11 protein-coding genes are annotated in these 12,919 nt (G+C 39.1%); 4 read left to right on the top strand and 7 right to left on the bottom strand.

Annotated elements, in window-relative coordinates; all coding sequences use genetic code 11:
• Positions 1 to 14: 14 nt before the first annotated feature.
• Positions 15 to 587 (top strand): TIGR01440 family protein, encoded by a 573-nt coding sequence (locus RU86_RS05390; RefSeq protein ID WP_096814408.1) that lies wholly within the window; start codon positions 15 to 17, stop codon positions 585 to 587.
• On the top strand, positions 584 to 1,570 hold the full coding sequence (locus tag RU86_RS05385; RefSeq protein ID WP_096814407.1) for a GNAT family N-acetyltransferase: 987 nt from the start codon (positions 584 to 586) through the stop codon (positions 1,568 to 1,570). Before RU86_RS05390 ends, RU86_RS05385 begins: the two co-directional genes overlap by 4 nt.
• 111 nt (positions 1,571 to 1,681) lie before the next feature.
• Here RU86_RS05385 and RU86_RS05380 read toward each other — a convergent pair whose 3' ends face one another.
• A complete protein-coding gene (locus tag RU86_RS05380) occupies positions 1,682 to 2,122 on the bottom strand; it encodes a hypothetical protein (RefSeq protein WP_245810479.1) in 441 nt (146 codons plus the stop codon).
• 569 nt (positions 2,123 to 2,691) lie between these two features.
• Here RU86_RS05380 and pyrG point away from each other — a divergent pair.
• Positions 2,692 to 4,302 (top strand): CTP synthase, encoded by a 1,611-nt coding sequence (gene pyrG, locus RU86_RS05375; RefSeq protein WP_281252128.1) that lies wholly within the window; start codon positions 2,692 to 2,694, stop codon positions 4,300 to 4,302.
• A gap of 155 nt (positions 4,303 to 4,457) precedes the next feature.
• Here the strand turns inward: pyrG and RU86_RS05370 are convergent, their stop codons facing one another.
• On the bottom strand, positions 4,458 to 4,649 hold the full coding sequence (locus RU86_RS05370) for a DUF2929 family protein (RefSeq protein WP_096814405.1): 192 nt from the start codon (positions 4,647 to 4,649) through the stop codon (positions 4,458 to 4,460).
• A gap of 225 nt (positions 4,650 to 4,874) precedes the next feature.
• On the opposite strand from RU86_RS05370, the gene RU86_RS05365 reads away from it, so the two are divergent.
• Positions 4,875 to 7,997, top strand: a complete 3,123-nt coding sequence (locus RU86_RS05365) for a DNA polymerase III subunit alpha (RefSeq protein ID WP_096814404.1) — start codon at positions 4,875 to 4,877, stop codon at positions 7,995 to 7,997.
• A 188-nt stretch (positions 7,998 to 8,185) separates the two neighbouring features.
• Here RU86_RS05365 and celB read toward each other — a convergent pair whose 3' ends face one another.
• The 5 genes from celB to RU86_RS05340 form a co-directional block, all read right to left on the bottom strand.
• Entirely contained in the window at positions 8,186 to 9,541 is a 1,356-nt protein-coding gene (celB, locus tag RU86_RS05360; RefSeq protein ID WP_096814403.1) for a PTS cellobiose transporter subunit IIC, read from the bottom strand.
• A 121-nt stretch (positions 9,542 to 9,662) separates the two neighbouring features.
• Positions 9,663 to 10,166 carry a hypothetical protein gene (locus tag RU86_RS05355; protein ID WP_096814402.1) on the bottom strand — a complete coding sequence of 168 codons (504 nt, stop codon included), beginning with the start codon at positions 10,164 to 10,166 and terminating at the stop codon, positions 9,663 to 9,665.
• A 25-nt stretch (positions 10,167 to 10,191) separates the two neighbouring features.
• The gene (locus RU86_RS05350) at positions 10,192 to 10,512 is read right to left on the bottom strand and encodes a PTS cellobiose transporter subunit IIA (RefSeq protein ID WP_096814401.1); all 321 of its coding nucleotides are present in this window, start codon (positions 10,510 to 10,512) and stop codon (positions 10,192 to 10,194) included.
• A gap of 22 nt (positions 10,513 to 10,534) precedes the next feature.
• Positions 10,535 to 12,523, bottom strand: coding sequence for a BglG family transcription antiterminator (locus tag RU86_RS05345; protein WP_096814400.1), 1,989 nt, complete (start codon positions 12,521 to 12,523; stop codon positions 10,535 to 10,537).
• 39 nt (positions 12,524 to 12,562) lie between these two features.
• A complete protein-coding gene (locus RU86_RS05340) occupies positions 12,563 to 12,883 on the bottom strand; it encodes a PTS cellobiose transporter subunit IIB (protein ID WP_096814399.1) in 321 nt (106 codons plus the stop codon).
• Positions 12,884 to 12,919 lie beyond the last annotated feature (36 nt).

The raw sequence follows: 12,919 nt of genomic DNA, 5'->3' as shown, positions 1-12,919 counted from the left end.
AGTGAGGATAAAAAATGGAGTTAGCAGAACTTAAGTATCAGACAGCACAATTGATTGATGATGTCTTGCAACAGGCCGCAGTAAAAAAAGGCCAGATTTTTGTCCTTGGCTTGTCTTCAAGCGAGGTCAATGGCGGGGTGATTGGCCATAAGTCATCGGCTGAAATTGGTCAGGTCATCGTTAAAGTCATTTATGATAAAGTGAGTGAAATCGGCGCATACTTGGCCGTACAGGGCTGTGAACATCTGAATCGGGCATTACTCGTTGAGCGAGAACTGGCTGAGGTTAGGGGGCTAGAGATTGTATCTGTTATCCCGCAACTCCATGCTGGTGGTAGCGGGCAAGTCGCTGCTTATGATTTATTTCAGGACCCTGTTGAAGTTGAGCATATCACAGCACAGGCTGGTCTTGATATAGGTGATACAGCTATCGGCATGCATATTAAGCATGTCCAAATTCCCTTTAGACCAACCCTGCGTGAACTAGGTGGTGCCCACGTGACCGCGCTAAAAAGCCGACCTAAACTTATCGGTGGGCCTCGTGCTAGTTATCAAGCAACGGATGTCTTTCGTGAGGAGCAAAAATGATAGAAAAAGCCTGTCTAGATTTAGCTAAATATGCCTTTCATAAACAGCCGACTGGTGGTGATGAAGCTTTTTATAAGTTGCTGAGTCAGTCAACATTGCATACCTATGAACAAGATGGGCAACTAACCAGTATGGTTGTTGACACGCATTTCAATGTCTATTTTCAGGGACAAGTTGTCCCCATGTCAGGTATCGGCTATGTGGCCAGTTACCCTGAATATAGAGGAAATGGTGGCGCAAGTAAGCTCATAACTGAGAGTTTACAAGAGAACTATAAAAATAAGACGATTTTCTCCTACTTAGCCCCATTTTCCTATGGTTTTTATGGTCAATTTGGCTACCAGTATCTCTTCAATCAAAAACAATATGAGATTGCTGCGACTGATTTTCCTAAAGGTAAACAGACAGACTTGCTTGCTAAACGCTTATCATTTACACAGGCGAAAGCAGACTTGGCAATCATTCATCAGCTAGCTGATAATAACGGCAGCCTCTATCGTGGTGAATTTGAGTGGGATTATTATTTTTCTTTTAAAAAACAACCCCATTTTGCTGTTTTCTATGAAGAAGAGCTTCCAAAAGGCTATCTGATTTATGACTTTAGTGGGATGGATTTTATTATTCATGAGATGATCTACTTGAATGAGCAAGCCAAAGATACGGTATATCGCTTTGTCTCAAGTCATGCTGGTGCTTTTGAAAAAGTTAAGTATACAGCACCAGATAATACCTTGTTAGAGCAAGATATGCAAGAGCCGAGTCGTGCCAAAATCAGCCTATTACCGGATATGATGGCGCGTATCGTTAACTTGTCCGCGTTTTTAGAACGCTTCCCGATGACTGAAGCTAAGCAGTTTACGATTACGGACGCACTATTACCAGAAAATAATCTCGTTTTTGGTGAAGGGGAAGCAGTCGAGATGACGATCAGTGAGTTTACTATCTATGTCATGCGTGATGTCATACTACGTGACTATTTTTAAACTGGACCTAACTCATATTAGTAAAAAAGAGAGCGTGTTTTAACACATGCTCTCTTTTTTATCGCTTAACACTTCCCAGTTAAAACTGCTTATTTTTAGTCAGTAACGCAGCTATTTAGCGACGACTAATACATGTTGTTTTAAACTATCCAGTGCTTGTCTATCAGTTCCCTTAACAGTAAACTGTTTTTTATCTACAGTGATGTCCTTGGTTTGTGACATATGGATGGTTTGTACGACCTTATCTGATTGATAAAAGATAATTTGATAGGTGAATGCTTTTTCCTTTGCTGTCAACGGCGTATCAAAACGTTGCGCGCTTTTATCATCCTTACCAAATACAAGGTTTAAATTACCTAATAGTGCCTTTAAAAAACTTGGATCGGATGCCTCCCAAGTTCGCTCTTTACCTTGATCATCTTTAATCAGAATCACAGCTTTATCAAGTTTATCAGCCGAAATAATAGGCGTCCCCTTTTGGTGACAGGCACTTAAAAAGAATAAACACATGAGTGAAATGAGTATCATCGCAATCGCTTTTTTTTGTTTCATCTTTGCCTCCCTTTATCAAATGAAGCGTTTAAGTCATTTTGCTTAATTCACGAACAACAAGTTATGTGCGTTGTCATTTTTTAAAATAGCTGTACAAAGCGTTATTTTTAGTCAGGTTTTTAATGATTCTATTATAACATAAAAATAACATGATGAAGTGAAATAGTTAATCGATAGAGCTTTCTTAAAAAAACTGAGTTGACAAATCTTCGAAAATACGATATTATAATTATCGGGCACCGCTTTAGGCGGTCAGACAGGAGCTCCCATTTGTGGGAGCTTTTTATATTTATCTTTAACCTTATTTAAACCCAATCGTCAGTTTGTACGCAGACTAAGTGATAGGCAACAGTGGATAACTGCTGTAACGCCTATCAATCCATGTCTAGGTGCAAACGATTATTTGTTATTGCGTTTTAAATAGGGTTACTGATAACTCCCGTTTGTTAACAATAGAGTTGCAGTTTAGTTTTTTAAGGTATGTGTAAGTGCTAGTGGACAGTCACTTTTGTGTTTGCTGCGACTATTATATCCTTAAAGTAGCTACTTCAAAATTTTATCAAGGAGAGATAATGACAAAATACATTTTCGTAACAGGTGGTGTGGTTTCAGGTATTGGTAAGGGGATCGTGGCATCAAGCCTTGGTCGTCTATTGAAAAATCGTGGTCTCAAGGTGACGATTCAAAAATTTGATCCTTATATTAATATTGACCCAGGTACAATGAGTCCGTATCAACATGGGGAAGTGTATGTCACTGACGATGGTGCTGAAACTGACCTTGACCTAGGTCACTATGAACGTTTCATGGATGTTAATCTCAATAAATATTCTAATGTCACAACTGGTAAAATCTATTCTGAAGTATTGCGTAAAGAACGTCGTGGCGAATATCTTGGTGCGACAGTTCAGGTTATTCCACATATTACTGATGCCCTTAAAGAGAAAATCAAACGTGCAGCAGCAACAACTGATTCTGATGTGATCATCACAGAAGTTGGTGGTACGGTTGGTGATATTGAGTCACTACCATTTCTTGAAGCACTTCGTCAGATGAAATCTGATGTTGGCTCAGATAATGTGTTCTATATCCACACGACACTCTTACCTTACTTAAAGGCTTCAGCTGAAATGAAAACAAAGCCAACACAACATTCAGTTAAAGAGTTGCGTGGGTTAGGTATCCAACCGAATATGATCGTCATCCGGACGGAAACACCTGCTGAACAAGGGATTAAAAATAAAATTGCCCAGTTTACAGATGTAGCACCTGAAGCGGTTATCGAGTCATTAGATGTCGAGCATTTATATCAAATTCCACTGAACTTACAAGCGCAAAGTATGGACGATATCGTCTTGGAACATTTGAAACTTGACTTACCACAAGCAGACATGACAGAGTGGACTGAGATGGTGCATCATGTTATGAATCTCAAGAAGAAGACAAAAATTACTTTGGTAGGTAAATATGTTGAATTACCAGATGCCTATATTTCTGTTGTTGAAGCCTTAAAACATGCGGGCTATCCTGCTGATACTGACATTGACCTTAACTGGATTCAATCAAATGATGTAACAGCTGAAAATGTTGCAGACTTGTTAAGCGATGCTGATGGCATTATTGTACCTGGTGGTTTTGGACCACGTGGTACAGAAGGTAAGATCGCAGCAATCCAATACGCGCGTGAAAATAACGTACCTATGTTGGGTATTTGTCTAGGCATGCAGTTGACATGTGTTGAGTTTGGCCGTAATGTCCTTGGTCTTGATGGTGCAAATTCTAGTGAGCTAGACCCTGAAACGAAGTTCCCAATCATCGATTTAATGCGTGATCAAATCGACGTAGAAGACATGGGTGGTACGCTGCGTTTAGGTCTTTATCCTGCTAAGCTAAAAGCACATTCAGTGACAGCAGCAGCCTATGATAACCAAGAAGTGATTCAACGTCGTCATCGTCATCGCTATGAGTTTAATAATACCTATCGTGAACAATTTGAAAAAGCAGGATTTGTTTTCTCAGGTGTTTCTCCAGATAATCGTTTGGTTGAAATTGTTGAAATTCCAGATCACAAATTCTTTGTCGCTTGTCAATATCATCCAGAATTATCAAGCCGTCCAAACCGTTCAGAAGGACTTTATACAGCATTTATCAAAGCATCTGTTGAGAATTCAGAAGCCTAATATAAGAAAAAAATGTCAGACTAGATCTGATGTTTTTTTATTAAGCGTTTTTAGGATACCTTTTGCAAGCAAGTACAGCTCATTATCTAAGGCAGTCAGGTTCGAAATAAGTTAGAGTTAGCCTTAATTTAAGCAAAAAAAATAAACCAATCGGTTTATTTAGCGCTGTAAGCTTTGGTATCTGGTAAAATAGCAACCTTGTCAAAAACGAAAATAAAAATGACAAATGCAACTGCAATAATAGCAGATAGGCTTGGGTTAAGTGCTGAAGCGTTAAGCTTAGCGATGATAAAACCAGCAACTTCACTTAGAATGAGTGACCAAAATAGGAGAACTAAGAATTTCATAAATGCATCTTCTTTCTAATATGAGATAACAAACTGCAAAGACTATCAGTTTTGGTATCTCCTAGTATGTTTCTTCTCTCAAAATAAAGTATAATAGAAATAAAGTAATTTTGCAAGAATAATGTAAATGGATTGTTTAGCTTGTCATGTTTATTTGAGTTACTTGTTAGCTTGATAATGATCATCTAGTGAATAAAAAAAATTAACAAATTGAGAGGGTGGGCTATGTACGCACAATTGAATACAAAGACTGTTTACAGTTTTATGGGCTCAACCGTGAAATTAGCAGATTATCTGACAGCTGCCAAAGCACTTGGCTATCAAACACTAGGTATTTCGGATATCGATAATCTCCATGCAGCCCATCAGTTCATGACATTGGCACTAGGTATGGGGATCAAACCTGTTGTTTCATTTGAAACGACTTGTGTCATCGATAGTCTACCAATTCAACTCTCCTTTATTGCTAAAACGTCCGAAGGGCTCAGTAATCTTTATCGGATTTCAAGCAAGAAAAATTTTGGATTTCATACGCTATCTGATATTGCAAGCCATTTTTCTGATGTCGCAATCGTTGTTGGGTCAGACTATGCAGTTGATAATATCTTGAAACAATTACCCAAAGAGGATGTCTATGTTGGCTTATTAAAACCGACGGTGCAAGAATTTTCACGTCCTAAAATACCGTTTTTATCTGTTAAGTACCTAGATCCTGCAGATGCCAATACACTGACGATTTTAGAGCATATCAAAAATGGGATAAAAGTTGATGAAAGTCTGACGGTCGCCCATTCTGAGAGCTTACATGCTGCGTCGACGGTCTCAGAGCTGTTTGATCAAAAAAGTCTACAAAACTTGGATGAGCTTGTTTCAAGCATTCACTATCAAGCCATGGATGGCAGTTTAGCCCTACCAACTTTTAATCAGGATATGGCAGCAGCAACTGAGCTACGACAGATTGCGACTGCTTTTCTTGAGGCTGAGCAGAAGGTAACCCCAACCTATCTAGAAAGACTTGAGCATGAATTAACGACCATTCATGAGATGGGATTTGATGATTATTTTCTAATCGTAGCAGATGTATTACGTTATGCGAGGTCTGAAAATATCTATACAGGCATGGGGCGAGGTTCTGCGCTAGGTTCTTTGGTAGCATATGCGCTTCAGATTACAGGGGTAGACCCTGTGGCTAATAGCCTGCTATTTGAACGCTTTTTGAATCCTGAACGCGCTAGTCTACCCGATATCGATATCGATATGCCAGATAATAAACGCGCAGATATTTTGGCTTATGTGAAGAATCGCTATGGCAGTAGTCATGTGGCTCAGATTATGACTTTTTCAACTTTTGGTATGAAGCAGAGTTTTCGTGATGTTGCCAAAGTATTTGGCATGACAGAAATCGAAATCTCACATGTATCGAGTATGATTGGTCGATCAGATACACTGGCACAGGAATATGCGAAAAATAATCGACTGAGAGCAGAGATTATTAATGACACGCGGCTACAAACGGTCTTTAATTATGCGCAAAAAATAGAGGGCATGCCCCGTCAAAAGTCAGTGCATGCCTCAGGTGTCGTTTTAGCAGCACAGGACTTAACTAACTATTTGCCCATAGCGCCTGGTGAGATGTTACCCATCACGCAGTTTGAAGCACATGATGTTGAGGCGATTGGCTTAATTAAATTTGACTTTTTAAGTATCAAAAATTTAACCTATATTAATGACATGCGTGATTTGGTCAAGGCACGTTATGATAAACTGATTAATATCAATCAGATTGATTTAAACGATCAGCAAACATTAAGCCTATTTAGAGAGGGACAGACACTAGGGATTTTCCAATTTGAAAATCCGCAAATGATGTCTTTCCTACGACAACTTAAGCCAACCGAATTTTCAGATGTTGTTGCAGCAACATCTATCTTTAGACCAGGACCATCAGCCTTCATTCCTGAGTTCATAAAAAGACGGCATGGTGATGAAGTAGTCATTTATCCGGATAGCACGATCTCACATATTTTAAAACCTACCTATGGGATCATGATTTTTCAAGAACAGATCATGCAAGTGGCACAGATTTTCGCTGGTTTTTCTCTTGGGCGTGCTGACCTGCTTAGACGTGCCATATCTAAGAAAAAAGGGGACGAGTTTGAACTGCTCAGAGCCGAATTCATTTCGGGTAGTTTAAAAAATGGGCATAGTCAAGATAAGGCAAGTGAAATTTATGAGTTGATCGAGCGGTTCGCTAATTATGGCTTTAACCGATCACATGCCTTTGGTTATGGGGCGCTAGCAGTTCAGATGGCCTTCTTTAAAGCCCATTATCCTGATGTCTTCTATGAAATTATGTTGCGTGATAGTAAGCGTTTAGCCTTGTTAAATGATGCTAGGGCAGTTGGATTTACATTAGCCCCCGCCTACATTAATCGCATGCCCTATTATGATAAGTTATCAGATGGTCAAATCGTTGTCGGCATGCGTGCCATAAAAGGCCTATCACGTGAGTTAGCACTTTGGATACTTGAACATCGCCCATTTTCTAGCTTACAAGCCTTTATCCAAAAATTACCAGATAATTTTCAAAAAGTTGCCATCATCCAACCCTTGATCTCAATCGGTGCTTTCGATGAATTTGAGCCTAATCGGCGTAAATTAGTTGAAAATTTAGCGAAACTAGTTGACTTTAGTGCAGTCTTTCAAACGGATTTATTTGCCACATCGGCTTCAAATTTAACCTTTGCTTATACAGAATATGAAGATTATAGCCCTGCAGAAAAATATCAGATGGAGTTTGATCTGATGGGCATCGCCGTAACAGAGCATCCCTTGATGGCGATTGCTAAGCAGAGACAGGGTAACTTTACGGCCATCTCAAACTTGGTTGCCAATCAAAAGGTGACCGTTTTGGTGGAGCTAACGCATCTTAAAACGCACAGAACCAAAGCGGGTGCAACCATGGCATTTTTGAACGTAACAGATACACAAGATGTCTTAGATGTGACCCTGTTTCCAGAAGTGTACCATCATTACTTAGCTGATATCAGTGAAGGGACGTTTTATCTGATTATGGGAAAAGTGTCTGAGCGAAATGAGCGGTTGCAACTTGTAGCAGATGGTCTGGTTAAAGTCGAAGCAACAGATAAAAAAGTATGGTTGGCGATTGCTGATACGTCTAAAAATAAGAGAATTGCCCAAATATTAAGTGAGTTTCCAGGTAATCTACCGGTCGTTCTCTATAATGAGACAACAAAGACGACACAGCTGACAACCAGCTATGTCAATGATACTGAGCTATTGTTGAAGCGCCTAACAGGTTATGTCACTAAAGCAGTGATTAGATAAATTGAATAGTTGAATTGAACAAGCCTTGGTGCTTGTTTTTTGATGTTTGATTCAAATTCAGTTAGCAAAAAAACACAAGTACCGAAGTATTTGTGTTTACTAATCAACGTGTTAGACAGCCGTGATGTAATCGCTAACTGAGCTGTCCGAGTCTATGTTTATAAGCAATATAGGATTTTAATTAACGATTAAGCAGCTTCCTTAGCAGCCTTTAGCGTTTCTTGTTCTTCTTTGACAAGTTTTATGTCGTAGAATTTGATAAATGGTAAGTAGATAGCAAAGGCTACAAAGAAGGTAATTAGGGCTAAAAAGATTGCTCTAACATCTCCTGCTGTGCCTATGAAGGCACCTAAACCAATCGGGCTAGGCCATGGCACTTGTGCAATGATTGGTTTAACAAATTGGAGTTTAATTGCCCAGTAAGCAATAGAACCGGCTCCGATAGGCGCAAGGAAGAATGGAATGGCAAGATAAGGATTATAAACAATGGGAATCCCGAAGATAAGGGGTTCATTAATATTGAAAATACTTGGCACGATAGAGGCTTTACCTAATATTTTGAGTTGTTCAGATTTTGCTAAGAATACAAGGTAGAGACAGAGACCTAAAGTTGCACCAGAACCACCCATGATGACAAATGAGTTGGTGAATTCTCCAGCAAATGGAATTCTGCCACCAGCGATATTAGTTTCAAGATTAGCTAGTGTGATTGGTGTGATAAACGCACCGATGATGTTAGCACCATGTATACCAACGATCCAAAGCGCATGGATAAAGAATAAGATCACACACATACCAAGCCATGAATTAGTCAAGTTTGTAACGAATCCAAATGGAATTGAGATCATATTGAAGATGTCTGTACCAAGGGCAACGAGAACACCATTAATGGCTAAGGTAACAACAGTGATTACGAAGGCAGGGATTAGGGCAGTAAATGAGCGAGCGACACCAGGTGGTACTGCATCAGGCATTTTGATAACAAGGTTCTTTTTAACACAGAAGACATAAAGGTTGACAGCAAGTGCCCCCATGATGATGGCAGTAAAGATACCAGCAGTACCAAGACGATCAAGACTTGAACCCCCAACGCGCCAGCCATTGATAACTTTTGCTGAATCTGTGACGGTTTGTAAAACAGTGAAAGCACCATTTTTGTAGACTAATTCAGGAATACACATGAAGAAGGCAGCAACTGATAGAAGTGCACCATTTAATGGGTTAACGGCAACACCCTCTTCTTCGTAAATTTTTGTATATTCATACCCAATAACGATGGCGAAGTAGAGTGACAAAATACCCATTGTACATTTGTTTGCGAGCATATACAAGTCAGTATATTTAAAGAAGGTATCGTTGAAAAGCCCAGTAAGTCCCGAAAATGCTAATGGTATGATATTAAATACCAAGAACATGGATCCGACGATGGTAAATGGAATACTGGCCAGTCCAGCTGCCATGATTGCACGAACCGGACGATAGGTTGCCAATTTACTCATTGGCCCCATGAGATATTTTTCTAATAAAGCAAATCCTTTTTTCATATTTTCCTCTTTTCTAAAAGGTAACTTGATAGACTAAGTTTGTTCTACATTAAAATGTAAGGTCTAACCTGATATTAAAGGTGATGACAAACTTTGATTAATAAAGTTACCTGATCAATAATTAGTTTGGCAGTGATTGCTTATATTGTTGAATACGTTGATATTGTTTGTCTTTATTAATGCTGATGCGTCTTATTTTACCTAACATAGCAAGACAAATAAGCGCAAACAGACCGGAAGAAATGGCAACACCAATTCTGACTTCAACCGATGCATTTAAAAATGGGAATATACGATTAAATAGCGGTGTTGTCGCGATAATGAGTGAGCCAATAAATACTAAAGTTTGTAAGATAAAGTAGCCTTTGGTAAATTTAACGAGACTAATAGGTGTACTGTATAGTTTGATCTGTTCCCAGATAGCCGGAAGTTGTGACAAAATAAGGAGTATAGGGATGATGATCAAGTTGGAATGACTTAATAAGTAGAGTAGGACAGTGTATAAATTAATAAAGAATAGGCAATCACCGACATACCGAATGAGTAGAAACCGATTATAGGTCATCACTTTAATACCTGTACTTTGACGATTTGCTTCAAATTGTTTCTTTTCTTTTGGTGTCATTAGTGCCTCCTTTTAAATTACTACGTTATACGGTGCGTTCATAAAGCACTCTCATCCGTTCAGCGACTTCCTTTAAGGTCATGGTCGTCATCAGATGATCTTGTGCGTGCACCATGATGATTTCTATGATGATTTCTTCGCCTTTAGCATAATCTTGCAATAAGGACGTTTGCGCATGATGGGAGAGAACAAGTTCATCATTTGCCTCAGCTAATTTCTTGTCAGCTCCCTTAAAATCATTGGCTTCCATCAAGTCATAAGCCTCGTGAATGAGTGTCCTTGCGTTACCACTATGTAAAATGAGTTCAAATGCGATGACTTGTAAGGTTTCAGCTGTTTGTGTCATGCTTACCTCTTTCTTTTTTAGGTTATATAAGTGGTATGAATAGGTCGATAAAGTCATCAAACGTTTCAGCTACCAGTAATTTTTCTTGGACATCTGGTAAGTCCAATAATGCGACAATTGCTTTTGTTGCAAGTGTTAAGTGTGGATTCTCGGTTTTAGAAGGTGATAGTAAGAAAACGATATGAATCATTGGAAAGTCAGGTTGCCAGTTGATGCCTGTTTTAGAGATAGCAACGCCGATTTTTGCTGTGATGCCTTGTGGCACGATTGGATGTGGCACTGCGATACTATCGCTGAAGACAACGGAACTGAGCTGTTCACGTGATAGGATTTGTTCATGCATTTTAATCGCATAGTCATCATTCTCATCTATTTTTAGTCGATTTAACAGTGTATCAATCACACTTGTTTTTTTGGATTCCGTGGTGATTAAGAAACTGTCTGCTGAAAATAAACTTTGACAGAGATCTCGTTTTTCAGTTGAGGTCAGTGATGATAGCTGGTCGATTTCACTATGTGAACCTCGTGGTCTGACCTTATCAAATGTTGCTGATACTTGGCTCACATCATCTTTGTCTAAGAAAACACTGACGTGAACAGTCGGGACAGTAAAGACCAGCTTGCTCAAATCAATCGAAGAGATGATAACGTCTACTTCATGTAGCATTGCTTGACTCAAATCAAAGTAGCCATAAACGCCAACTATGGTAATTTTTTTACCAAACGTCTTCTCAATCCGCGTCCTAAGGAGTTGTGCACTACCAATGCCTGTCGCACAGACGACAAGGACTCGGATTGTTTGTTTGTCCTTTGCTTTTTCGAGTGCCACCATGAAATGAAGTGTCAGATAAGCCCACTCATCATCAGAAATTTGACTAGCCGAAAGTTGCGGTAGCTGTCCTAAAATAGCTTGTGTCAATTGAAATTCAAAGGTGAAATCTGATTTAACCTTGTCTAGTAATGGATTGACGAGTACCATACCGTTTGTGATACGTAATTGCATTGCTGTGATATGTGCCATTAATGCACTTACGAGTTCGATATCCTCAGAGAAGGTATAACCTGTTTCTTTATCAGAGCATGATAAACAACTTTTTAGCGCAACTTCAAGTGACAGTTCAGCCGGTTTGGTTTGCTTTGTTGCAGTTGCTTTAGATACCAAATGTAAGGCTAGAAAAGAGATTTCTTGACTAGGGAAGTTAATCTGTTGCAGTATTTCAACACGCGCTATAATCTCTTGTGCCACTTGATAGGCGATAGTTGTAGCAGAAACTTCTACAATTTCTGTCGTTGAGATACTAATCGATTGCTTTAAGCGGTTAATGCTTAGTGCTAAGTGTAAGACTAGATTTTGAATGACAAAATCATGGACTTTAAGGTGTGCTTTTCGACATTCCTCTATAATGATTAATGTGATTGCGTCCAGGCGAATACCTGCAAAAAAATGTGTATCACCGATGTGCTCTTGTACAAACTGAACATAGTTTTGTCCAAAGAAGTAATCCATGATGAAACGCCGTTTATCTCGCTCCATGCCAGTAATATAAACGCCCTTACCTGCGCGTGAGGTAACAGTCAATCTGTATGGAGAAAGTAGTTGTTTTAAATTGCGAAATTCTTTTGACAGCGTTGAGCGGCTTACGAACAGCTCGGACATGAGTGTTTCAAATAAAACGGCAGTATCATTCAAGAGGAGCCGTGTTAATAGATAATTTTCTCGGTTATCTAATCTATCTGAGTTGTCTGTCGTCGTAGGTAAGGTGTCCAAATGCTGTTGCTTTTTGTATAATATGTCAAAAGCTTGTGGTATGTAAATTTCTAGTTTAAAACCAGCACCATGTTTGACAATAATCTCTGCACCATTTGAGATTAGTAAGGGATTTAGCTGTCTAATATAAGTACGTACCGTACGCTCGGACATCCCTATATATTCACCAATTTCAATTGCAGTCAGAAATTTATGTTTGTTCTGATGAAGCGTTTGAAGTAGTTGGTCTTCTTTTTTAAGCATGTACCAGCATCTCCTAAAAATTTTCTAGTGTTACATCAATCAGTCAGGCATATTGTCCAAAATTAGCTTGGCCATTTTTTCAATCCCCATTGGGATGGGGATGTATGCTGGAAATGGGATTTCAACTACAGGTTTTCCAACACGCTTGCCAGCTTCTGCAAATTGTTTAAAATACATTTTGGTTTGAGGGCTGATGATAAATAAGTCGAAGTCACTGGTTTCGATTGCTTTGTTGCCTTCTGTTGCAGTTGTTGCATCGACTATGATGTCAATGTCCTTTGCTTTGAAGTAATCAGTCGTTTTTTGTGCCATAACAGAAGATGACATCCCTGCTGCACAGATAATCAGTGTTTTTTTCATAAGTATTGCCTTTCTGTGGATGATAGATAGTGTGGT

This window comes from Pseudolactococcus piscium (assembly GCF_002441695.1).
Classification (GTDB): Bacteria; Bacillota; Bacilli; order Lactobacillales; family Streptococcaceae; genus Pseudolactococcus; species Pseudolactococcus piscium.
Note: the sequence above shows the minus strand (reverse complement) of the source record. Positions and strands in the feature narration are given on the sequence as shown.